This window comes from Bacillus sp. FSL L8-0152 (assembly GCF_038006365.1).
GTDB classification, from domain to species: Bacteria; Bacillota; Bacilli; order Bacillales; family Bacillaceae_G; genus Bacillus_A; species Bacillus_A cereus.
In genome coordinates this window covers 1,290,145-1,313,647 of record NZ_JBBOVB010000001.1, presented here as the reverse complement: position 1 = coordinate 1,313,647, position 23,503 = coordinate 1,290,145, and the positions used below count along the sequence as shown (strand labels likewise).

Here is a 23,503-nt window from a genome sequence, read left to right as displayed (position 1 = left end):
TTAGTTCACCCTTTCTAATTTTTCGTTGCTTGCTACAATTAATAAGTTTAATTTGGCTAATGCTTTTCCAGAGTCAATGCTATGTGCCGCGAGTTTAATTCCTTCTTCAATCGTTTCCGTTTTTCCATTTGCGAAAAGAGCTAGACCTGCATTTAATAAAACGGTATCGCGATAAACACTCTTTTCTCCGCTCAATACGCCGACTGTAATCTTTGCATTTTCTTTTGAATTCCCCCCTCTAATTTCTTCATTTTTCACTCTTGAAAAACCATACTTTTCTGGATCAATACTCATTTCCACTATTTCATTATCTTTTAAAAGGACTACGTGATTTTCCCCTTGTAATGATGCTTCATCTAAAAAACCACTTCCATTTACGACAAGTGCTTGTTTCCGGCCTAACTTTTGTAATACTTGCGCAACTGGTAATAACATATCTCGTTTATAAATACCGACAAATTGTGTTTCTAAATTCACTGGATTTGTTAAAGGGCCAATTAAATTAAAGATCGTCGGCACGTTTAACTCTTTTCTTATTTTCATAATGCGCCTTAGTGCTGGATGCATCGCTGGTGCAAATAAAAATGCAATGCCCACATGCTCTAGTAAATAATCAATTTCGCTTGGCGTACTGCTAATATTTACACCTAATTCTTCTAATAAGTCCGCACTTCCTGTTTTACTAGAAACAGCACGATTACCATGTTTTGCAACCTTTACACCTGCTCCTGCCAGTACGAATGCTGAAGTTGTGCTAATATTAAACGTTTGAGCACCGTCACCACCCGTCCCGCAATTGTCCATTGCTCCTTGTATATGGTTCGAAAACGGCAATGCCTTTTCGCGAAGAGCTCGAACAAGGCCGTATATTTCTTCTGCAGTTTCACCTTTCGCTTTCAGTAAGACTAAGAAAGCTGCAATTTCACTTTCTAATATGTTTTCACTTAATAAAAGTAGTCCTGCTTTATACATTTCCTCTTCTGTTAAATGTTGACCCTCCACTAATTTACGAAGATAGTTATTCATACTCTTTCCTCCCCTTTTACTTCTGTTAAAAAGGCAAGTATTAACTTTCCGCCTTCTTCTGTTGCGATTGATTCCGGATGAAACTGTAATCCGAAGAGCGGATAATAATTGTGACGAACTGCCATAATTTCTCCATCGTCCATCGCTGTCGCTAGTATGTCAAAACACTTTGGCAAGCTCGTGTGCTCTGCAACAAGGGAATGATAGCGCATCGCCGTTAGCGGCTGTGTAGCGTATGAAAAGATTGACGTTCCGTTATGTTTCACACGCGATGTTTTTCCGTGTTTAATACGTTCTGCTCTAACAATGTCTCCTCCAAATGCAGCTATGATCGCTTGGTGGCCTAGACAAATCCCTAATATGGGAACGTTCTTATAAAAATGGCGGATGACATCGATACAAATGCCAGCATCCTCTGGTTTTCCTGGTCCTGGTGAAAGTACAATTCCTCTTGGATTCATCTCTTCTAGCTGTTCTATCGTTATTTGATCATTTCTTACGACTACAATATCTTCTTCGTATTCACCAAACAGTTGATACAAGTTATAAGTAAATGAATCATAATTATCAATTAGTACAATCATTTCATTACCTCCAATAGTGCTCTCGCTTTATTTAACGTTTCTTCATATTCAGCTACTGGGTCTGAATCATAAACAATTCCCGCTCCTGCCTGAACGTATGCTTTTTCACCCTTTACGACCATCGTTCGAATAGCGAGCGCCATATCAAGATTCCCTGAAAAACTAACGTATCCAACTGCACCCGCGTATACATTTCTTTTTTCATTCTCTAGCTCATTTATAATTTCCATCGCTCTAATTTTCGGAGCTCCCGACACTGTTCCTGCTGGTAGACAATACGCTAATGCATCAAATCCACTCATTTGTTTTCGCAATGTTCCGTAAACTTCAGATACAATGTGCATAACGTGAGAGTATTTTTCTACTTTCATATATTTATCTATCGTAACCGAGCCGATTTCGCTCACTCTACCAATATCGTTTCGCCCAAGATCTACAAGCATCATATGCTCTGCTCGCTCTTTCTCATTGTCTAACAGTTCTTTTGCGATTTCCTCATCTTCCCTCTTCGTTTTCCCTCTCGGTCTTGTACCAGCAATTGGATTCGTCATTACTTTATCCTCCCTTACTGATAGCAAACTTTCCGGTGAAGAACCGAGTACAACATAATCTTGAAAATCGATATAGAACATATATGGTGATGGATTTGCAATTCGAAGTTTTCGGTATAACGCGAATGGATCACCAATACATTCACTTTGTAAACGCTGTGACAGTACGACTTGGAATATGTCTCCGGCTCTTATATGTTCTTTCGCCATTTCTACCATCTCACAAAACTCTTTTTCCGTTATAGAAGAAGTGAATGATAATGTGGATTGTATTGCATTTACTTCAGTTTCTTCTCCTTGTAGCACTTCCTCTTTGTATACTCGTAGCCTTTCGTATACTTCCTCATAATCTGCTGAATCATCTTCCCTGCATACATATACAAACGACAACCTTTGGCGTAAATGATCGTAAACGATAAACTCACGATATAGTAAGAGGTGTACTTCCGGAATATTTAATGGGTCGTGTAAATCCGCTCCAATGTTTTCATACTGCCGAATGACATCATATCCAATATAACCAACTGCTCCTCCGCAAAATGGAAATGGGCTGTCTACTTGTGATGGTGCGATTATTTCTTCTAACACTTGTAGTACGTTACCTTGTAACTTTTCTGCCCGGCCGAAAATCGTTCGTTCTACTTCCGTACCAACGCTTTTTACTTCTCCATAAGGATTACATCCTAAGTAAGAATAACGCCCTTTATCTTGATGAAGCTGTGAACTTTCTAATAAAAATTTCTTCTTTCCTTTCATACGTCTATATAAAGAAATTGGCGTAATGCTATCTCCTTCTTCTTCAGTAATTACTAAAAATGTCTTTCTCTCTCTTTTTTGTTTTATAAATTCTTCTTTCGTCATCATGTCCTTCACCTCACTCTGAAAAATAAAAAAGTCCCCTACATATCGAAAATATGTAGAGGACGATAAATATACCGCGGTACCACCTCGTGTTGGATGCAAAAGCATCCCGCTTTGTTCAGGTACAAATTTTATACCTTATCCTTGTAACGGCGGAACCCGGGTTGCCTACTAAAAATAATTGTTCAGCATACCTCTCGTAAGCCCATTCCGTATATGGCACCGTACCGGGCTCCCACCTATTCCCGGCTCTCTGTAACGTCTCCAATATACGTACTCTTCTTACTTAAACGATTTCATTTATTTAATTTTTTATACACAAAAAGGGAGTACTCATCCTATAGAAAGGACGGGTACTCCCGTGGTGCCACCTTAATTCGTTACAAATGTAACGCACTTTACCGTATCAAAAACAATACGTGTCTCTTGTATCGATGAGATCATGTCGCCAAAGCCTACTTCTTTCGTTTCGGTTTGGAAGCTCCGAAGCCCATTCCACATCAATTCCATACTGATTCGCACCAACCATCAGCTCTCTGACATGTTCATCATGTGTACTCTTCTTCATCAACGCTTGCATTTTTTTAAGTTGCACTCATTATAGACCTGACTTTTTTCACAAGTCAATACTTTTTTAAAAATTTTATTTTTCTTTCCTTTCAATATTATATTGACAAAACAACCTCTTTTTATGTAAATATAATAAATACTCTATTAAAAATAAGGTTTTTTGTATGAATATTATATATTAAAAAAGTAAAATAACATCAAAAAACGCTTACATTTCTGAAAATTCGTATTTCTATATGGATTTTTCAGAATAATCATGATAGATTATAAAGTGAAACTTTAATCAGTAGAGGGTGTTCATCCCCACTGATTATTAGTTGAACCAATCGGGCATTAACGGACAGTTGATCTCCCACCTAACTTCCTTGCCCAGCCAATTTTAAGGTGGGAGTTTTGCTGCCCGTTAATGCGGGATAAAAATATGCATAACCCATCAAAAGACCTGACAAAAGAAAGGGGAACTACATGAGTACGCAGATGTTAACTTTAACTTCTATCTCTATTTACATGCTCGGGATGTTAGTAATCGGCTATTTCGCCTACAAACGAACGTCCAACTTAACAGATTATATGCTTGGCGGGCGTACACTAGGCCCCGCAGTAACAGCATTAAGTGCTGGAGCATCCGATATGAGTGGTTGGCTTTTAATGGGATTACCCGGTGCAATGTTTAGCGTTGGATTAAGTAGTAGTTGGATTGCGATCGGCCTAACACTAGGCGCATATGCAAACTGGCTTTATGTCGCTCCTCGCTTACGTACCTACTCAGAAATTGCAAGCAACTCTATTACTATTCCAGAATTTTTGGAACACCGTTTCCACGACAAATCTCATATGCTACGCTTAGTATCCGGACTTGTTATTATGATTTTCTTTACTTTTTATGTAGCTTCAGGATTAGTTTCAGGCGCTGTATTATTTGAAAATTCATTTGGCATGAACTATCATGTTGGATTATTCATTGTTGCAGGCGTTGTTGTCGCTTACACATTATTTGGTGGTTTCTTAGCAGTAAGTTGGACAGACTTCGTACAAGGAATCATTATGGTAGTCGCTCTTATTCTTGTTCCTATCGTAACAATTATGAATTCGAACGGACTTGGACCTGCATTTGATACAATTCGATCTGTAGATCCAACACGTCTAGATATTTTTAAAGGTGCCTCTACTTTAGGAATGATTTCTCTATTCGCATGGGGCCTTGGTTATGTCGGACAACCTCATATTATCGTACGCTTTATGGCAATTTCTTCTGTAAAAGAACTTAAAAGTGCACGAAGAATTGGTATGAGCTGGATGATTTTCTCTGTTGTTGGAGCTATGTTTACTGGTCTTATTGGTATTGCTTACTATTCACAACAAGAGTTAACATTATCTAACCCAGAAACAATTTTCCTTGAACTTGGAAAAATTTTATTCCACCCACTTATTACTGGATTTTTATTAGCCGCTATTTTAGCAGCGATCATGAGTACAATCTCATCTCAGTTACTCGTTACTTCTAGTGCCGTAACGGAAGACTTATATCGTACATTCTTCAAACGTTCTGCATCTGATAAAGAACTTGTATTTGTCGGTCGTATGGCTGTGCTTGTTATTGCCTTAGTTGGGTGCGCTTTAGCGTTTAAACAAAATGATACGATTTTAGCTCTTGTTGGGTACGCTTGGGCTGGTTTTGGTTCTTCATTTGGACCTGCTATTTTATTAAGCTTATATTGGAAACGTATGACGAAATGGGGCGCGCTTGCTGGTATGATTTCTGGTGCCGCTACTGTTATTATATGGACTCAATTCAAATTCTTAAAAGATTTCTTATATGAAATGATTCCAGGTTTCGCTATTAGTTTACTAGCCATCGTAATTGTTAGTTTACTAACACAACCTTCAAAAGAAGTTGAAGAGCAATTTGAGGATTTCGAAAAACAACATCGTCATAATTTATAAAAAAAATCTCTGCTGTTATCGTAACAGCAGAGATTTTTTACAGTTCGACAATCTTCTTATCAAATTTAACAAATTCTTTATGTTTCGTTAAATTTAACATAACACTACTCCTTTATAGTATGAGTATCAGCACTTATACAGAAAGGGGACTCCAACATGTTAGCAGCTTTCCAGCAACAACAAACACGAAAATTTTCACCTATCACAAATACTTCTGCGTCTTGTTTAAACATGCAACCTAACCCGCCTAAAATTTCAATTGCTCCTTCTGTTATTTCAGTCATCGGTGTTCATATGGAAAAACATAAATTAAAAATAAAAACGGGACAAAACATTGTGTTATCAGCTTCCATTTTGCCAATACAAGCAACGCATAAAGAGCTTATTTGGTCAAATATGAATTCTGATATCATCACCATATATCCAAAAGGCGACACCGTGACAATTACTGGAAAAAGCGCAGGTAGAGCAGTCGTAATTGTCACAACTGCTGAAGGCAAATTCCGTGACCTATGTGTCATTCATGTACAACCTTATATGACAAATCCAAAGTAAAAGAGTGGCTTTGTAGCCACTCTTTTACTTGATTTCAATATTTGAGTTTTTACTTTTTACAAGATTAATAAATTGTTCTTTATTTCTTGGAGAAATAATTTCTGCTTTATATGTATCGTAAACAATTTCAAGTCGGTCAAATGATAATGCATGGGCTGCTATTGGATTTTTCGTATTTGAAATTTGTTTTATATCTCGTATAAAAATACGTTTTGTAACGTGACCCGATCTAATCGTAATTATTTCTTCCCGGGCAATATATTTTGCCAAAAAACAACTCCAGCTAAACAACATTGCTAATGGAATTGTAAAAAGCAAAAGAAAATATTCTCTCCCTACAAAAATTGGTGCAAAACAAGCACCCAAAACAATAAAAAAATTGGATATAACCATGTATCTTTTTTTGATGGAAACTCCATTTCCCTCCCCCTTCTACGCCCGTATTTCTAAAAAAAAAAAGAGAAGTATCACAACTTCTCTTTTCTCCCCTAACACTATAATTCCTGTGTGTACACCGGCTCGTTTACGACATTTTTTGATGTTCGCTTTTGTTGCTGCAGTAAGAAAACAGATACACCAAACAATACGAGCATGCTACCGATAATTTGCATTGCATTTAATTTTTCTCCAAGTAAGAAGAACGCAAGTATAGATGCTCCAACAGGTTCTCCTAAAATACTCATTGAAATTGTCGTTGCATTTACATAATTTAATAGCCAGTTATTAATTACATGTGACACTGTCGGCACAACCGCAAGTAAAAGAAAAACGGTCCAATCCCACTTCGTATAACCTGTAAAGGGGACTTGCAATATGACATTATAAATCCCCATAAAAAGACCTGCGAATGCAAAGACTGTAAAGCTATAAATCCAGTGTGATACTTTCTTTACTGTCGTTTGCCCGATAAATAAATAACCGACAACTGCTATTACACTTAGAAAGGATAATATGTCTCCATAAATTGCTTGCTTACTTAAACCTAAATCTCCCCAACCAATGCACATTACGCCTAGAATAGCGATTCCCATCGTTGCAATGGCTGAATATGTTGTTCTTTCTTTGAACAGAAAAAAACCTCCAACTAAAGATACGATCGGTTGAAGTGCCAAAATAATTGTTGAACTAGCAACTGTTGTATGCTTTAAAGATTCAAACCATAAAAGAAAATGAAGTGCTAAAAAGAAACCAGATCCAATTAAAAAGCCCCAATCTTTCATTTGAATCCTATTAAATTCCTCTCTTTTTTTCCATACGATAGGCAGCATAATAAGTACGATAATCCATAAGCGGTACATACTTAATATTGAAGATGGTGCTGAGGACATCTTTACAAAAACTGCTGCAAAGGAAATAGCAATTATAGAAATAGCCAATGGTAGTGCGATTGATTTTTCTTGTTTCAAATCCTGTCTCCCCTCTCACCTGTCAAAAATCCCACTTCATTATATCCGTTTTCTTTCGTAACTTAAATACTAATTTTTTAGATTCTTCGTACCATTATGGTAAAATAGAAATTAAGGCACCAATTAGTGAATATTTATTTCCTTTTTCACTACAAGCGTCGCTCTTACAATCGTTACAGTAAATTTTTATTTAGGGGGATCTACATGAGTCAAACAATAGGGAGAATTGAAGAAATTTCATTTTATAGCGCATCACTTCAAGAAGACGTTACGCTTCTCGTTTATTTGCCAGTAAATTACACACCACTGCACAAACATACAGTTGTAATTGCACAAGATGGTAGAGATTATTTTCAGCTTGGTAAAGCGCACCGTGTAATTGAGCGCCTTCGTGAAACTGAAGAAATTGACCGTACAATTATTGTCGGTATTCCATATAAAAATGTACAGGATCGTAAAGAAAAATATTTCCCAAGTGAAGTGAAAAATGCTGCATATATTCGTTTCCTTGCTCATGAACTTGCACCATATATTGATGAAAATTATCCAACGTACCAAATGGGAAAAGGTCGTGTTTTAATTGGTGATTCTCTTGGCGGAACAGTTTCCTTTATGACTGCACTTATGTATCCGCATACATTCGGTAAAGTCGTTATGCAATCACCATTTGTGGATGAGACAGTGATGAACTTAGCAAAAGACTTCAAAGATCCACAAGCATTAGAACTGTATCACGTCATTGGTACAGAAGAAACGGCTGTAAAGCGTACTGATGGACAAGTATCTGATTTCGTAGAACCAAACCGTGAGTTAAATACACTTCTCACAGATAGAAATTTCATTACGCATTACGAGGAGTTTGAAGGTAATCATACTTGGAAATATTGGCAAACTGATTTACCGAAAGCCTTCTCTCATATTCTATCAATGAAATAATAGAGAGCAGTATTCAGAATAATTTGATATAATAGATAAAGAGATTTATTTATCTCAAAATCTAACTAGACTTACAAAGGGAGGAATTGGAACATGAAATTAGGCATTGTAATTTTTCCATCTAAAATGATTCAAGATAAAGCGAACGGATTGCGTAAGCGTTATGACCCGCACTACGCATTAGTTCCGCCACATATTACATTGAAAACACCCTTTGAGACGCAAGATGAACAATTAGAATCGATTGTAAACGAGCTACATACAATCGCAGGTAAAACGAATCCTTTCACCCTTCATGTTGGGAAAGTTGGTTCATTCGCACCTGTTAATAACGTCCTTTATTTTAAAGTAGAAAAAACACCTGAACTTACTTTCTTAAATGAAGAAATGCATGGCGGGTTATTCACACAAGAACGCGAATATGCTTTCGTACCTCACTTAACAATCGGACAAGGCTTATCAGATGCAGAGCATGCTGATGTATTGGGTCGATTACGTATGAAAGATTTCTATTATGAACAACCAATTGATCGTTTCCATCTTCTATATCAATTAGAAAATGGAACATGGACTGTACACGAAACATTCCACCTTGGAAAGGGGAACAACTAATTTGCACGCACAGATTGTACAAACGGACGAACAACTAAGAGATGCATTCTCTGTACGTAAACAAGTGTTTGTAAATGAACAACGTGTCTCTGCTGAAGAAGAGTACGATGAGTTTGAAGAAACTTCAACACACGTTGTTATATATGACAATGATGTTCCAGTTGGTGCTGGACGTTTTCGCACCCTTGATGGTATAGGGAAAATGGAACGCATTTGCGTGCTAGGTTCCCATCGTAAAAAAGGTATCGGAAAAATTGTTATGGATGCGCTTGAAGCGTATGCAAAAGAAAATTCGCTACCAAAATTGAAACTTCATGCTCAAACACATGCTGAAGATTTCTATAAAAAACTTGGCTATGTAACGAGTTCTGATGTATTTATGGAAGCAAATATCCCGCACGTCGTAATGATAAAAGAATTGTAATTTGAAAGCAGGAGGTGACCCCTCCTGTTTTTTACATTGCTATTTTCTTTTTCTTCCGCTAAAGTTAAATGTTGATGCTATAGTTTTGAAGGTGAACATATGACACAAGAAAAATTTTCACAAAAATCGTTAACACACGCCGATATTCCGCGTGCGACATATCATATTCCGAAAACATCTACCCATTTAATTATGGAAGAAGATGTAGATGCGGCTTATTTCCGCGCTCTCGAACAACAAAATGTTTTTTTAAACGAAAAACAATTAGAAGCCGTGCGCACAACAGAAGGTCCTGTTCTCACACTAGCTGGTGCTGGAAGCGGGAAAACATCTGTTTTAACAACTCGCGTTGGCTATTTAGTAAATGTAAAACAAGTTCATCCACGAAATATTTTATTACTTACATTTACACAAAAAGCAGCTGAAGAAATACGAAGTCGTGTTGCGAAGTTACCGGGTATGAATCATGCAGCAAGTAGCTATGTTGTTGCTGGTACATTCCACTCTGTTTTCTTAAAATTGCTTCGTAGTCAAGGGTATAATCAGCAAATTTTAGCAAATGAAAAACATAAACAAATTATGATAAAGAAAATCTTAAAAGAATTGCGTTTAAAAGACGATTATGATGCGGAAACGATACTCGCGATGATTTCACTTGAGAAAAACAAATTAAATCGTCCGAAAGATGTAAAAGCGAAAACACCAGTGGAACAAGAATTTAAAGAAGTATATGAACGTTTTGAAGAAGTAAAACAACGATACAATTATATTGATTTCGATGACATCTTATTGGAAACATATTATATGTTAGAAAATAATGCTCCTTTACTAACTCAATTACAACAACGTTTTCACTACATTGAAGTAGATGAGTTTCAAGATACATCGTATGCACAATATGAAATTGTAAAATTGTTAGCCACACCAAGAAATAATTTGTTCATCGCAGGTGATGATGATCAAGCTATCTATGGCTGGCGAGGGGCAAGTCACCAAATTATTTTATCTTTTCCAAAAGAATTTGATAACACAACAATCATTGCACTAAATACGAATTATCGATCCAATCCCTTTATCGTCGGGCTTGGAAATGAAGTTATAAAATTAAATCAAGAACGTTTTGATAAAGAGCTATACTCCGTTCGTGAGGAAGGTGTACAACCTTTTTATTCAAGACCTGCTACGACTCTTGATGAAGCAAATCAAATTTTACAGCTCATTCAAGAAAAAGTGGATAGCGGTGAACGAAACTATAAAGATTTTTGTTTACTGTATCGCACACATTCTGTAAGCCGTTCGTTACTTGATCAGCTTACCATTCATAAAATCCCGTTTATTAAACACGGGGCGAGCCAATCATTTTATGAACATTCTTTAATTAAGCCTGTATTAGATCATTTAAGACTCGTGATTGAGCCGTTTCGACTAGAATCACTTTCAAACATATTGCCGACGATGTATATCGGACGTGATGATTGTATTTCATTTATTGAGCGTGAACAATGGAAATATGGTGAAGGCCGTTTTCCTTCTCTTCTTCATTTCTTATTATTAAATCCGAGCTTAAAACCTTTTCAAGTGAAAAAAGTAAATGAGCGTATTGATTTTATTAAATTTATTAAAGAATTAGAACCGAAAAAAGCATTAAAAGAAATCATTCATGGTAAAGGAAAATATTTAGAGTACTTACAAAGTAACGATCGTTCTTCCTTTACGATGCATAAAGACATACAAGAAGAAATGTTGGAAGAATTAATGGAGTCTGCAACTCGTTTCACCGATATTCCAGCTTATTTACAATTTATTGACGAAGCAATTCAAGGTCAAAAAGAAATGGAAGCATTAAAAACAATGCCGCAAAAAGATGCCGTTTCACTTATGTCAATTCATAACGCAAAAGGCCTTGAATTTCCATGTGTCTTTTTACTTGGAGCGAGTGATGGGATCCTGCCGCATACTTCTTCTTTAAAAGATGCAAATGATCGTGTTACGGAAACTTCTGAAGCATTAGAAGAAGAACGCCGATTACTTTATGTCGCCATTACACGTGCGAAAGAAGAACTTTACATTTCTTCTCCGCAATTTTTCAGAGGAAAGAAATTAGATATATCTCGTTTTTTATATACTGTGCGAAAAGATTTACCTGAAAAGACATCCACTAAATAAGGATGTCTTTTTTTATAATGCGTTATGTACATCCCTCCTATATAAATTCCTTGTTTTTATCATAAGAATTAACGTAATATCAACCATATCCCACTCATATTGTAATAGTGTATGTCAGAACTCACGAGAAGGAGTGAACATAATGAGCTGCAATTGTAATGAAGATCATCAACATGAGTGTGATTTCAACTGTGTATCGAATGTTGTTCGTTTTATACATGAACTACAAGAATGTGCAACGACAACATGTGGATCTGGTTGCGAAGTTCCATTTTTAGGTGCACATAACAATGCATCAGTAGCTAATACACGTCCTTTTATTTTATACACAAAAACTGGAGAACCTTTTGAAGCATTCGCACCATCTTCAAGCCTTACTAGTTGCCGATCTCCTATTTTCCGCGTAGAAAGTATAGATGATGATGACTGTGCTGTATTGCGTGTATTAACTGTAGTTTTAGGTGATGGTACCGCTGTACCACCTGGTGACGACCCAATCTGTACGTTTTTAGCTGTACCAAATGCAAGACTAATATCAACCTCCACTTGCATTACTGTTGATTTAAGTTGCTTCTGCGCTATTCAATGCTTACGCGATGTTTCTATTTAAAACTAAATAATGAGTTAAGCATGGATTGGGTGGCAGATAATTCTGCCACCCAATCCATGCTTAAAGAGTATTCTTATGTAAATTTCTTAAAATTGGGAACTTGTCTAGAACATAGAACCTGTCCTTTTCATTAACTGAAAGTAGAAACAGATAAAGGAGTGAAAAACATGTTCTCTTCTGATTGCGAATTTACTAAAATCGATTGTGAGGCGAAGCCAGCTAGTACACTACCTGCCTTTGGTTTTGCTTTCAATGCTTCTGCACCTCAGTTTGCTTCACTATTTACACCACTATTATTACCTAGCGTAAGTCCAAATCCAAATATTACTGTTCCTGTAATCAACGATACAGTAAGTGTCGGAGATGGCATTCGAATTCTACGAGCTGGTATTTATCAAATCAGTTATACATTAACAATTAGTCTTGATAACTCACCTGTTGCACCAGAAGCTGGTCGTTTCTTCTTATCATTAAATACGCCAGCTAACATTATTCCTGGATCAGGTACAGCAGTTCGTTCTAACGTTATTGGTACTGGTGAAGTAGATGTATCCAGTGGTGTTATTCTTATTAACTTAAATCCTGGTGACTTAATTCAAATTGTGCCAGTTCAGTTAATTGGAACTGTAGACATCCGCGCAGCAGCATTAACAGTTGCACAAATTAGTTAGTAAAAAGCGGTATTTCTAATACAGAAATACCGCTTTTTATATAATAAAAAACACTCACAGTAGCATGAGTGTTTCATTCTTCATATTGTTTTATTGCGTTCTTCTTTTTCCCACAATTGCATCCCTTTTTCTTCACAAATCCTTGTTGTTGTAATTGTTCTTGATATGCCTGTTGTTGTGCTTGGTGTTGTTGCTGTATATGATACCACTGCTGCAGGTCATATGAATTTTGCCTTGGATTATTGCTCACAGCAAACATCTCCTCTACTGTCAATTCTGTCTATTTACTATATGAACAACTCTTTATTTCCGTTCCCTGATTCTTTTAAACTCCGCTTTTTCTCTTATTATGAAAAAATATTATTCTCCCATAAAATATCCTGTAACCGTTTCAATGATTGCTGCTGCACCTGCAATGGCTAATAATGCAAGTAACGGCTCCGCAATGATAGGAATCCAATTATATAAAACTAATAAAAAAGCACTAACCCATACACCTGTACACCAATAACAGCTTAACAATTCACCAATCCACTTTCTTAATCCTTTACCTTTTACTTTTGTAAATGTTGATACACTTCCATCCGGCTCCGTAATCTCTAATTCATCAATAAATGGTCTTCGCAAAAAGGCTGTTATTTTATCATATACAATTAAACGAGTGAGCCTAAAAGCAGCTAACGCAAAAATAAAAAATAAAAGCCAGCTTGTAAACAGCATAATTCCACCTTCCCTTATCCTCTTTCGCCTATTTAAAAAAAAAGGTCTTGAGATTGTGACCAAATCTCCTCGACTCCAATATCTTATTAATGTAAATACAAACAAGAAGATAAGGAGTGACATTAATGAGTTGTAACGAAAATAAACACCATGGCTCTTCTCATTGTGTAGTTGACGTTGTAAAATTCATCAATGAATTACAAGATTGTTCTACAACAACATGTGGATCTGGTTGTGAAATCCCATTCTTAGGTGCACACAATACTGCATCAGTAGCTAATACACGCCCTTTTATTTTATACACAAAAACTGGAGAACCTTTTGAAGCATTCGCACCATCTGCAAGCCTTACTAGCTGCCGATCTCCAATTTTCCGTGTGGAAAGTGTAGATGACGATAGCTGTGCTGTACTACGTGTATTAACTGTAGTTTTAGGTGACAGTTCTCCGGTACCACCTGGTGACGATCCAATTTGTACGTTTTTAGCTGTACCAAATGCAAGATTAATATCTACAACTACTTGTATTACTGTTGATTTAAGCTGTTTCTGTGCGATTCAATGCTTACGCGACGTTTCTATCGTTAAGTAAACTAAAAAACTATTGGGGTGGTAGAAGCTTTCTACCACCTTTACATATTTAAAAGCCAGCCATACTAATCGATTGGATATCATCTATAGACAACCTAATATCTCTCATACTATTTTGCGGCATAATAGATACAATGCCATTACGATACGATATGATCGATCCAACATAAGAAACTGTAGTTGTTTTTATTCTGCACCTTACTTTCGGAATATAATGAGGGCGGTTTAATAAAAAATGAATTTTTTCATCATTATTCATATCCTTAAATGATTTATTATACGGGACAGTTCTTACTGGTTCTTGTTGTTCTTGTTGTTCTTGCTCTTCTTGCTCTTCTTGTTCTGCGTGTTCTTCTTTTTCTTCTTCTATTTTTTCTTCCCCTTGCTGCTCTTCTTGTTGTTCTTGTTGTTCTTGTTGTTCTTGTTGTTCTTGTTCTGTTACCTCTTCCACAGCACCGCTTACAATATTTTCTTGTCTATCACTTTGCTCTTTTTGATCTTCATTTTCAAAGTTTGTCAGGATAATCCTTTTTATTTTAGGTGCAGCAAGTTCTAAACTTACTTGCGCAATATATAACAACGGTTTTCCAACTGTTGAACTTTTATTTTTATTCTTCACACTCGTCCCTCCCACTTCCATACGTAGCTGAATAAATCGTGTACTATTATAGTTATATTCATCACGTGGTAAGAACTTTCGTTAAAAATCGTTCTTTCTCAGAACAAATAAAAAGGACAATCTCAGCATTTAGAGATTGTCCTTTAAAAATTAATATTATATTTATCCTAGGATATGATACCCTGAATCAACGTGAATGTTTTCTCCTGTTACTCCACGTGCTAAATCACTGAATAGGAATACTGCTGTATCGCCAACTTCTTCTGGAGTTGTTGTACGACGAAGTGGTGCGCGCTCCTCAATTTCTCTTAAGATTGAGTTGAAATCGCCTACACCTTTTGCAGACAACGTACGAATTGGTCCTGCAGAAATAGCGTTGACACGAATACCATGTTGACCTAAATCGTTCGCTAAATATTTCACGCTCGCTTCTAATGAAGCTTTCGCAACACCCATAACGTTATAATTTTTCACAACGCGCTCGCCGCCAAGGTATGTTAACGTTAAAATATTTCCGCCTTCTGTCATTACTTTCTTCGCTTCTCTTGCTACAGCTGTTAAAGAGAATGCACTAATATTTTGTGCAAGTAAAAATCCATCGCGAGAAGTATCTACAAATTCACCTTTTAAGTCATCGCGATTTGCAAAAGCAATACAATGTGCTACACCGTGAATAGTACCTACTTCTTGTTTAATTGTTTCAAAGCAAGCTGTAAGTTCCTCATCATTCGTTACATCACAAGGTAATACAAGTGATTCTTGTCCTTCTAATGTGTCCGCTAATTCACGAACGTTTCTTTCTAAACGTTCTCCTGCATATGTGAATATTAATTTTGCACCTGCATTATGCAAAGAGCGAGCAATTCCCCATGCAATACTTCTTTGGTTCGCAACGCCCATAACAACAAATGTTTTCCCTTGTAATAGTTCCATGATATATCCTCCCAGAAATACTTATACTTGTTATTAGTACCTGATACTATAATTATAGTACCATAAAACCGCTTAAAGGCAAACAAAAAAGTCATTAACAGAAATTTGTTAATGACTTTTGGTTTCTATAAAAAACCGCTCTAATCCTTCTTCCCAAGAAGGCATTTGTGAAAAACCATTTAATCGTAGCATGTTGTGTTGAAAAATAGAATATTTGGGCCTCGCAGCTGCAGCCCCGAATTCTTCCGTTGAAACAGGTAATACATGCACTTTCATATTTGCATACGAAAATATCTTTTGTGCAAATTCAAACCAAGAGCATGAGCCTCTGTTTGATACGTGGTATGTACCGTATAAAGAAGTATGAATGAGCTTATTAATAACCATATTTAAATCCGCCACATACGTAGGCGAGCCAACTTGATCCGCTACAACAGATATTTCATCTCTTTCTTTTCCTAATCGCATCATCGTTTTCACGAAATTATTTCCATATTTACCATATAGCCACGATGTGCGAACGATAAAATATTTATTATGTAACTCTTTGACGAACTGCTCCCCCGCATACTTAGAGGCTCCATATATATTTATCGGCGCTGGACTATGAAATTCGTCGTATCCATCTGGTCTAGCGCCTTGAAATACATAATCAGTACTAATATAAACTAGCTTCGCCCCTACTAATTGTGAAGCAACCGCTACATTTCTAGCTCCGATTGCATTTATTCTATATGCAAGATCCTGTTCTTTCTCCGCATGATCTACTTTCGTATAGGCAGCACAATGAATAATTATATGTGGTTTTATTTCTTGTACCACTTGTTGTATTCGGGATATATTTGTCACATCTAATAACTTTTTATCAAATGGATATATATCATATTCTTCAGAGTTTAACTCTTCAAATAGTTGCTTTCCTAATTGACCGTTTGCTCCTGTTATGATAACCCTCTCTTTCATGTAACATGCCCCTTACTGGTCTTTTAGTGGTTTCCACCATTCCTTATTCTTTTCATACCATTTCACCGTCTCTTGTAATCCTTGTTCAAACGTATATTTCGGTTCCCAATCAAATTCATTCTTCATTTTCTCTGCATCAATCGCATAACGACGATCGTGCCCTAAACGATCTGTAACATATTCAATGTCTTTTTTTGTTTTTCCTAAAAGAGTAATAATTTGTTCCACAACTTCTACATTTGTTTTTTCATTATTTCCACCTATATTATATACTTCTCCTACACGTCCCTTATGCAAAACAACGTCAATCGCACTGCAATGATCCGTTACATGTAACCAATCTCTTACATTTAAACCATCACCATATAACGGTAGTTTTTTTCCTTCTAGTGCATTCGTAACCATTAATGGAATTAATTTTTCAGGATACTGGTACGGTCCATAATTGTTAGAACAACGCGTTACTATAACCGGTAATTGATATGTTTTATAGTAAGATAGAGCTATCATGTCCGCGCTCGCCTTACTTGAAGAATATGGACTATTTGGAGCTAACGGCGTTTTCTCTGTGAACTTCCCTGTTTTTCCTAAAGAGCCATACACTTCATCCGTTGATACTTGCACAAATTTTATATGCGAATATTTTTTAACTAGTTCTAATAAAGTGACCGTCCCAATTACATTTGTATCATAAAAAGGAATCGGATTTTCAATACTACGGTCCACATGTGATTCAGCTGCAAAATTTACAATCACTTGTACGTCCCGCTCTTTTATAACGTGTTCTAATAGCTCTCCATTTTGAATTTCTCCCTTTACAAAAAAGTAATTCGGGTGATTCTGAAGAGATTTTACATTATTTAAATTCCCGCTATATGTTAATGCATCGTAATTAATAATTTTATATGTTTCATAACTTTGTAGCATGTAATGAACGAAATTACTTCCAATAAATCCAGCCCCACCTGTTACTAATATATTCATAAACAACGCTCCTACTTAAAAACTATCTTCATATTCCTCTAATAATGGTAATATCTGATCCTTATCGGACAATATAGGATCGGTTACTGGCCAAGGAATTGCTAGATCTTTATCTTCCCAAAGTAATCCAGAGTCATGCTCTGCGCTATAATATTCATCTACTTTATACATAACGATAGTATGCGGGACAAGCGTGCAAAATCCATGTGCAAACCCTCTTGGCACTAGTAATTGCCGATGGTTATCTGCACTTAAAATATACCCTTTCCATTGTTTAAATGTTGGTGATTTTTTTCGTAAATCAACGATAACATCATAAATTGCCCCTTGCATAACTTGAATGAGTTTCGTTTGTGCTTTCGGTTTTTTTTGAAAGTGTAGTCCTCGAATCGTTCCAGCCTTAGCCGAATAAGATACGTTATCCTGTACAAATGAATACGTAATCCCTAATGTTTCTAGCACCTGCTTATTATAACTCTCTGAAAAAAAACCACGCTCGTCTCCAAATAACCTCGGTTCTAACAATTTTGCATCGGTAAAATTTGTTTCTATAACTTTCATATTCTCACCTATTCTCCGTTAAACTGTTTCCCAAAGTTAATATCCCGCGCTAACGTATTCGCCTTTTGAAGCGAAGCATGAGTTCCCGCATCAGTCCACCAGCCGCTCATTTCATTATAAGTAAGTACCCCTCGTTTTAAATACCAATTATTTATATCTGTAATTTCAAGTTCTCCCCGTGCAGAAGGTTTTAATTCTTTAATATAAGAAAAGACTTTCGAATCATACAAATAAATTCCCGTAACCGCATAAGAACTTTTCGGCTCTTTCGGCTTTTCTTCAATTTCAACTATTTTTCGATTTTGAATATGTGCTACGCCAAATCTTTCGGGATCTTCTACAGATTGCAATAGCACTTTCGCACCTTCTTTTTGATTTGCAAACTCTTCAACATACGGAAGAATATCATCTGAAAAAATATTATCCCCTAATATAACTACCATACGATCATTCCCGACGAAATCTTCACAAAGCCCTAACGCCTGTGCAATACCGCCTGCTTTATCTTGCACACGATACGTAAAGGACACTCCAAATTCATGACCACTTCCTAAAAAGCTAACAACATCCCCCATATGCTCTTTACCTGTAATAATCATAATATCTGTAATATCACATTGTTTTAGCTTATATACCGCATGATAAATCATCGGATACCGACCAACAGGAAGTAAATGTTTATTCGTTACTTTCGTTATTGGATATAATCTAGATCCAGTACCACCTGCTAAAATAATTCCTTTCACTTTGCATCTCTCCTTTATGATGGAGATAATATATCTTTGTAATGTTCTACAAACACTTTCCGGTACTTCTCATATGTATCCGCATCAAACTCATCCCCGTTGTAATGAATACACCATAAATTTGCTTGATTTGGGATACCGATTAAATAACCAGCCCTTTGAAACTCTAAAGACTGTGACACATCATAAAAGTGAAACCCTTGAAACAAATCTTCTCGCCACGGAATATCATACTGCGTTGCCATGAATAAACCATCAATTGCCTGAACTGACAAAAATGGTTGATTACCATAAAAAACCTGATCTAAATTTAATAATTGATAATTCTGTCTTCTATACTCAATCACTTTCCCTACTAAATTTTTTCCTTCCCACCATATCCCGTTATTCGGTAAAAACTGAGCTCCAGCGACTCCTATTAAACCAAGCTTTTCATTTTCTTTAAAAAGAGATATAAGTGTAGAAAACATGTCTCGATTAATAAGATATGTATCTTGATGTATATACACTTTGTATTTCGCTGGATATGAAAGGGCTCGGTTGTATGCACTCGCCATACTTTGTGCATCTCGTATCGGAAAAATTTGTACGACATAACCAGGGGGAACAAAAATATTTCTTATTTGGCTCTCACATTGTTTGAAAAGCTCCTCATTATTTACACAAACAACGACTAATATTGTATGATCTTTCATTTTTGTCCCCCCTTTTATTCTTCCTTATTTACATCTGACATATAGTGTTCCACAAATATTTTTCGATACTTTTCATAGTTCGTCATATTCACATCAAAATGATAATGGATACACCAAGCATCGCGCTGTACAGGTACACCAACTGTATATCCTGCTTTTTTAAATTCAAACGATTGAGATACATCATAAAAATCAAATCCGTCAAATAAGTCTTCTCGCCACGGAACATCATATTGTGTCGCCATTAATAAACCATCAATACATTCTACAGGAATAAATGTTTTTGATTCATGATACGGTTGTTCTAAACTTGCCATATAAAACAAATCATTCATATAACCAATGACCTTCCCTACAATTCCACGCCCTTCGTTCCATACACCAGTCGGAGGAACATATTGCGCTCCAACCATCCCAATCATCCCAAGGTGTTCATGTTCCTCAAATAATTGAAGTAATCCGTATAAAAAAGCCCTATTTATAATAAAAACATCTTGATGTAAATAAACTTTATACTTCGCAGGATGCGAAATGGCTTGATTGTATCCACTCGTCATACTTTTCGCATTTCGAATCGGCATAAATTGGACAATATATCCTGGCGGTACTAACAATTGCAATATATGTCGCACGCAGTTTGCATACAATTTCCGATCATTTATACATGTAACAAATAATATTGTTTTGTCTGCAGCACTCATAATTGTGATTTTTCAGCTTCAATAATATACTGAAATACAACTGTCTCAGCCATGAAGCCACTTCCAAGACGATATTTTTTACAAATTCCATATAACTCCTCAATAAGTGGTTCATACATTTTATGATCAACATATACACGATCTACTTTACTAATTGAATATCCTGCTTTTAAAAACATTCTTAGCATTTCATTGAATGTAAAGAAACGAATATGTGTTTTATCTAATAAACCATATTCTGTATACGTCCAATTTCCAGCAAGTAAGGGAGCTAATACTGAAATATGAGCAACGTTTGGTATACTTGCTAAAATCACACCATTTTGCTTTATATATGGCTTTACTTTTTCTATTACAGCCCACGGATCAAATAAATGCTCTAATACATCCCCAAATATGACGCAATCAAATTGCCCCTCCTCATAAGGAAGATCTATTTTTTCTATATCCCCTAAAATAACATGATCTAGTCTTTCTTTCGCTTTTTCTGCCGCCTCTGGAAATGCCTCAATTCCTGATACACGTGTACCATTTTCTTTAATAGCCGCTCCCAATGCACCGCTCGAGCAACCAATATCAAGAACTTCTTTCCATTCCTTTTTTATATGCTTTAATAAATTCGGATTCGCTGCATTATAATAATGCTCGGATTTTTCTTCATATAAAGAACTTTTTTCGCGATTCATTTCACACACTCCTTATGCAAATTGAATTAGAAATATAAATCTCATATGAATTCTATAAAGTGCAGATTTTGTTCATCCTCCACTGATTATTAGCCCACAAATAGCAGTATAAAATCTTTTATCTATATTGGTTACGTTACCGATACTCTAATATATAACCAATCTATTAGAGTTAGAATAAAGATACATCATTTCTAAGAAACGAAACCTATTACACTTTATACGGTTTATCAAAAACCCCCCGAAAATATTTACGGTTATATTCAATTGCAGCATTATTCGGAACATAAGAAGCTGCTAATTCATTGTAATAATACGCTTTATCCTGCTCTCCTAACCTGCTATAACAAATACACATTTGTAAATAGGGTAGCCATGTGTAGCTAGCTGGACTATGGAAAGGACTTTCCGTTGCCATCGGTACTTCCGTTGCAAGTTTAAACCAAAATATCGCTTCATTATATTTTTCTTGTTCCATATATATATATCCTATTCTTGTACAATTCTCTCCTCTAGGGACGTCATACCGAAACGACTTCACACAAGATTCGATTGCCTTCTCCCACATTCCGAGCTTCGCATAGCAATCTCCTAGCTTACCACATGCATAAATTTTTTCTTCATACCATCCTTCGTCTTGATTAAGAAATGTTTCATATAGAAGAACTGCATCATCATATTTTTGGTTATCCGTAGATTCATTTGCGTAATAAAATAAATCTCTCGGACTCAATTCTTCACCTGCAGCTACAGTATTTTGAAAAATTTTCAAATTACGATCTGTTACTTTTTTTTCTTTTTTATGTGTAATAGCAACATTACTACTAAAAACCTCACCAGAAATAGCCAAATACTCATGAACCTTTCCAAACCATTGAAATTGTTTTTCACGCTTTACAAGTCGATTTCTTTTTGTACAATATAAAGGTTTCCCGTTAGAATCCATTGCAAGGTGATAAGGCATCGAAACAGCATCAATTTTAGGATCTAATTCTCTTTTTAAAAGTTTCAATGCTTCTTGAGCATCTTCTAATAATACGTCATCTGCATCTAGCCACAATATATACTCTTGCGTCGCTTTTGAAAAAGAAAAATTTCTTGCTGCTGCAAAATCATCAATCCACTGGAAATCATATATGTTAGAAGTGTATTTCTCTACGATTTCTTTCGTTCGATCGACGGAACCTGTATCAACTACTATAATTTCATCCACAATTTTTTCAACTGTTTCTAAACAACGGGCTATTGTCTCCTCCTCATCTCGAACAATCATACATAAACTAATTGTAATTCCTTGCTTGTTCAACATAATCACCCTCTTCCAAATCAATCATATGTTATACATATACTAAACTTTCCATTTTTTTAAATTGTTCAAGTAGTTTAAGATTTCTTTTCAATAATTCAAATGTCCGTGTCATTTTCTTTCGGTTTTGCATCTACTATATAATGAACGCTTTATGGAGGTGAATTTATGTCAAATAATAATTATTCAAATGGATTAAATCCCGATGAATCTTTATCAGCTAGTGCATTTGACCCTAATCTTGTAGGACCTACATTACCACCGATACCACCGTTTACCCTTCCGACTGGGCCAACCGGGCCGACTGGACCTACTGGACCTACGGGGCCTACTGGACCTACGGGGCCTACTGGACCTACTGGACCTACTGGACCTACTGGTGTCACTGGGACTACTGGACCTACGGGGCCTACTGGTGACACTGGGGCTACTGGACCTACGGGGCCTACTGGTGACACTGGTGACACTGGGGCTACTGGACCTACGGGGCCTACTGGTGACACTGGAGCTACTGGACCTACGGGGCCTACTGGGGCTACTGGACCTACTGGACCGACTGGCCCATCCGGACTAGGACTTCCAGCAGGATTGTATGCATTTAACTCCGCTGGAATTTCTTTAGATCTTGGACTTAATGCTCCAGTACCATTTAATACTGTTGGATCTCAGTTTGGTACAGCAATTTCTCAATTAGATGCTGATACTTTCGTTATTGCTGAAACTGGATTCTATAAAATCACTGTTATCGTATATACTGCGGCAATAAGTGTATTAGGGGGGCTTACAATCCAAGTAAATGGGGTATCTGTACCAGGTACTGGGGCTACTTTAATCTCAGTTGGAGCACCTATCGTTGTTCAAGCAATTACGCAAATTACGACAACTCCATCATTAGTTGAAGTAATCGTTACAGGACTTGGGCTATCATTAGCTCTTGGTACAAATGCATCTATTATTATTGAAAAAGTTGCTTAATTTTTTACTTAGCAGTAAAACTGTTATCAGTTTTACTGCTTTTTCAATTTTAAATTCAATCATGAAACATTCGCTATCTACATAATCATATTGTTGTATGACATTTTGC

26 protein-coding genes, 1 pseudogene and 2 other annotated features are annotated in these 23,503 nt (G+C 36.3%); of the genes and pseudogenes, 10 read left to right on the top strand and 17 right to left on the bottom strand.

The genetic code is table 11. From position 1 onward, the window contains the following. From trpD to trpE, 3 genes are read right to left on the bottom strand one after another with little or no spacing between them, the layout of a single operon-like run. Window positions 1-1,026 carry an anthranilate phosphoribosyltransferase gene (trpD, locus tag MHH27_RS06640; RefSeq protein ID WP_001067370.1) on the bottom strand — a complete coding sequence of 342 codons (1,026 nt, stop codon included), beginning with the start codon at window positions 1,024-1,026 and terminating at the stop codon, window positions 1-3. Beyond that, the gene (locus MHH27_RS06635; RefSeq protein WP_340941983.1) at window positions 1,023-1,610 is read right to left on the bottom strand and encodes an aminodeoxychorismate/anthranilate synthase component II; all 588 of its coding nucleotides are present in this window, start codon (window positions 1,608-1,610) and stop codon (window positions 1,023-1,025) included. Before MHH27_RS06635 ends, trpD begins: the two co-directional genes overlap by 4 nt. Beyond that, a complete protein-coding gene (gene trpE, locus MHH27_RS06630) occupies window positions 1,607-3,025 on the bottom strand; it encodes an anthranilate synthase component I (RefSeq protein ID WP_141549191.1) in 1,419 nt (472 codons plus the stop codon). Before trpE ends, MHH27_RS06635 begins: the two co-directional genes overlap by 4 nt. 52 nt (window positions 3,026-3,077) lie before the next feature. Next, window positions 3,078-3,322 (bottom strand) — a binding site (T-box leader). A 42-nt stretch (window positions 3,323-3,364) separates the two neighbouring features. Beyond that, window positions 3,365-3,602 (bottom strand) — a binding site (T-box leader). Window positions 3,603-4,057: 455 nt separating this feature from the next. Between trpE and putP the strand changes: the two genes are divergently transcribed. Together putP and MHH27_RS06620 are read left to right on the top strand one after the other, a co-directional pair. Further along, on the top strand, window positions 4,058-5,536 hold the full coding sequence (putP, locus tag MHH27_RS06625; protein ID WP_053564997.1) for a sodium/proline symporter PutP: 1,479 nt from the start codon (window positions 4,058-4,060) through the stop codon (window positions 5,534-5,536). Between the two features lie 156 nt (window positions 5,537-5,692). Further along, on the top strand, window positions 5,693-6,091 hold the full coding sequence (locus MHH27_RS06620) for an Ig-like domain-containing protein (protein WP_075718265.1): 399 nt from the start codon (window positions 5,693-5,695) through the stop codon (window positions 6,089-6,091). 24 nt (window positions 6,092-6,115) lie between these two features. Here the strand turns inward: MHH27_RS06620 and MHH27_RS06615 are convergent. Together MHH27_RS06615 and MHH27_RS06610 are read right to left on the bottom strand one after the other, a co-directional pair. Continuing rightward, window positions 6,116-6,510: pseudogene (locus MHH27_RS06615) on the bottom strand (PH domain-containing protein). A gap of 75 nt (window positions 6,511-6,585) precedes the next feature. Then, window positions 6,586-7,497: a DMT family transporter gene (locus MHH27_RS06610; RefSeq protein ID WP_016082441.1), complete on the bottom strand. Its 912-nt coding sequence runs from the start codon at window positions 7,495-7,497 to the stop codon at window positions 6,586-6,588. Window positions 7,498-7,701: 204 nt separating this feature from the next. On the opposite strand from MHH27_RS06610, the gene MHH27_RS06605 reads away from it, so the two are divergent. From MHH27_RS06605 to exsF, 6 genes are all read left to right on the top strand, one after another. Beyond that, window positions 7,702-8,433: an alpha/beta hydrolase gene (locus MHH27_RS06605; RefSeq protein WP_000084015.1), complete on the top strand. Its 732-nt coding sequence runs from the start codon at window positions 7,702-7,704 to the stop codon at window positions 8,431-8,433. Between the two features lie 93 nt (window positions 8,434-8,526). Beyond that, entirely contained in the window at window positions 8,527-9,045 is a 519-nt protein-coding gene (locus MHH27_RS06600) for a YjcG family protein (protein WP_000765871.1), read from the top strand. 1 nt (window position 9,046) lies between these two features. Further along, window positions 9,047-9,469: a GNAT family N-acetyltransferase gene (locus MHH27_RS06595; protein WP_000543305.1), complete on the top strand. Its 423-nt coding sequence runs from the start codon at window positions 9,047-9,049 to the stop codon at window positions 9,467-9,469. A 99-nt stretch (window positions 9,470-9,568) separates the two neighbouring features. After that, a complete protein-coding gene (locus MHH27_RS06590; protein WP_072939702.1) occupies window positions 9,569-11,635 on the top strand; it encodes an ATP-dependent helicase in 2,067 nt (688 codons plus the stop codon). A 142-nt stretch (window positions 11,636-11,777) separates the two neighbouring features. Continuing rightward, window positions 11,778-12,245, top strand: coding sequence for a spore coat protein CotY (gene cotY / locus MHH27_RS06585; RefSeq protein ID WP_001277719.1), 468 nt, complete (start codon window positions 11,778-11,780; stop codon window positions 12,243-12,245). 167 nt (window positions 12,246-12,412) lie between these two features. Continuing rightward, window positions 12,413-12,916, top strand: coding sequence for an exosporium protein ExsF (gene exsF, locus MHH27_RS06580; RefSeq protein WP_000492939.1), 504 nt, complete (start codon window positions 12,413-12,415; stop codon window positions 12,914-12,916). 73 nt (window positions 12,917-12,989) lie between these two features. Here exsF and MHH27_RS06575 read toward each other — a convergent pair whose 3' ends face one another. After that, window positions 12,990-13,175 (bottom strand): hypothetical protein, encoded by a 186-nt coding sequence (locus tag MHH27_RS06575; RefSeq protein ID WP_023521433.1) that lies wholly within the window; start codon window positions 13,173-13,175, stop codon window positions 12,990-12,992. 101 nt (window positions 13,176-13,276) lie between these two features. Then, the gene (locus MHH27_RS06570; RefSeq protein ID WP_000899660.1) at window positions 13,277-13,636 is read right to left on the bottom strand and encodes a DUF1360 domain-containing protein; all 360 of its coding nucleotides are present in this window, start codon (window positions 13,634-13,636) and stop codon (window positions 13,277-13,279) included. Window positions 13,637-13,761: 125 nt separating this feature from the next. Here MHH27_RS06570 and exsY point away from each other — a divergent pair, with 125 nt between their 5' ends. Beyond that, on the top strand, window positions 13,762-14,226 hold the full coding sequence (gene exsY / locus MHH27_RS06565; protein WP_001277740.1) for an exosporium assembly protein ExsY: 465 nt from the start codon (window positions 13,762-13,764) through the stop codon (window positions 14,224-14,226). A 48-nt stretch (window positions 14,227-14,274) separates the two neighbouring features. Here the strand turns inward: exsY and MHH27_RS06560 are convergent, their stop codons facing one another. From MHH27_RS06560 to MHH27_RS06515, 10 genes are all read right to left on the bottom strand, one after another. Continuing rightward, window positions 14,275-14,865, bottom strand: a complete 591-nt coding sequence (locus MHH27_RS06560) for a spore coat CotO family protein (protein ID WP_340941979.1) — start codon at window positions 14,863-14,865, stop codon at window positions 14,275-14,277. 141 nt (window positions 14,866-15,006) lie between these two features. Continuing rightward, window positions 15,007-15,777, bottom strand: a complete 771-nt coding sequence (fabI, locus tag MHH27_RS06555) for an enoyl-ACP reductase FabI (RefSeq protein ID WP_000421885.1) — start codon at window positions 15,775-15,777, stop codon at window positions 15,007-15,009. A gap of 108 nt (window positions 15,778-15,885) precedes the next feature. Beyond that, window positions 15,886-16,740 carry a dTDP-4-dehydrorhamnose reductase gene (rfbD, locus tag MHH27_RS06550; protein ID WP_098235198.1) on the bottom strand — a complete coding sequence of 285 codons (855 nt, stop codon included), beginning with the start codon at window positions 16,738-16,740 and terminating at the stop codon, window positions 15,886-15,888. A 12-nt stretch (window positions 16,741-16,752) separates the two neighbouring features. After that, a complete protein-coding gene (rfbB, locus tag MHH27_RS06545; RefSeq protein ID WP_001024177.1) occupies window positions 16,753-17,724 on the bottom strand; it encodes a dTDP-glucose 4,6-dehydratase in 972 nt (323 codons plus the stop codon). Between the two features lie 15 nt (window positions 17,725-17,739). Beyond that, a complete protein-coding gene (gene rfbC, locus MHH27_RS06540) occupies window positions 17,740-18,285 on the bottom strand; it encodes a dTDP-4-dehydrorhamnose 3,5-epimerase (protein ID WP_000864165.1) in 546 nt (181 codons plus the stop codon). Window positions 18,286-18,293: 8 nt separating this feature from the next. Beyond that, entirely contained in the window at window positions 18,294-19,031 is a 738-nt protein-coding gene (locus tag MHH27_RS06535) for a sugar phosphate nucleotidyltransferase (protein WP_000676160.1), read from the bottom strand. A 14-nt stretch (window positions 19,032-19,045) separates the two neighbouring features. After that, a complete protein-coding gene (locus MHH27_RS06530) occupies window positions 19,046-19,726 on the bottom strand; it encodes a glycosyltransferase family protein (RefSeq protein WP_000651524.1) in 681 nt (226 codons plus the stop codon). A gap of 14 nt (window positions 19,727-19,740) precedes the next feature. Beyond that, complete coding sequence (locus MHH27_RS06525) at window positions 19,741-20,427, bottom strand: glycosyltransferase family protein (protein ID WP_001271183.1); 687 nt, start codon at window positions 20,425-20,427, stop codon at window positions 19,741-19,743. Then, window positions 20,424-21,113 (bottom strand): class I SAM-dependent methyltransferase, encoded by a 690-nt coding sequence (locus MHH27_RS06520; RefSeq protein ID WP_001078430.1) that lies wholly within the window; start codon window positions 21,111-21,113, stop codon window positions 20,424-20,426. The genes MHH27_RS06525 and MHH27_RS06520 overlap by 4 nt, the downstream gene beginning before the upstream one ends. Before the next feature lie 211 nt (window positions 21,114-21,324). Continuing rightward, the gene (locus MHH27_RS06515; protein WP_090975820.1) at window positions 21,325-22,422 is read right to left on the bottom strand and encodes a glycosyltransferase; all 1,098 of its coding nucleotides are present in this window, start codon (window positions 22,420-22,422) and stop codon (window positions 21,325-21,327) included. A gap of 165 nt (window positions 22,423-22,587) precedes the next feature. On the opposite strand from MHH27_RS06515, the gene MHH27_RS06510 reads away from it, so the two are divergent. Next, window positions 22,588-23,394, top strand: a complete 807-nt coding sequence (locus MHH27_RS06510; protein ID WP_340941974.1) for a BclA C-terminal domain-containing protein — start codon at window positions 22,588-22,590, stop codon at window positions 23,392-23,394. Window positions 23,395-23,503: the final 109 nt, after the last annotated feature.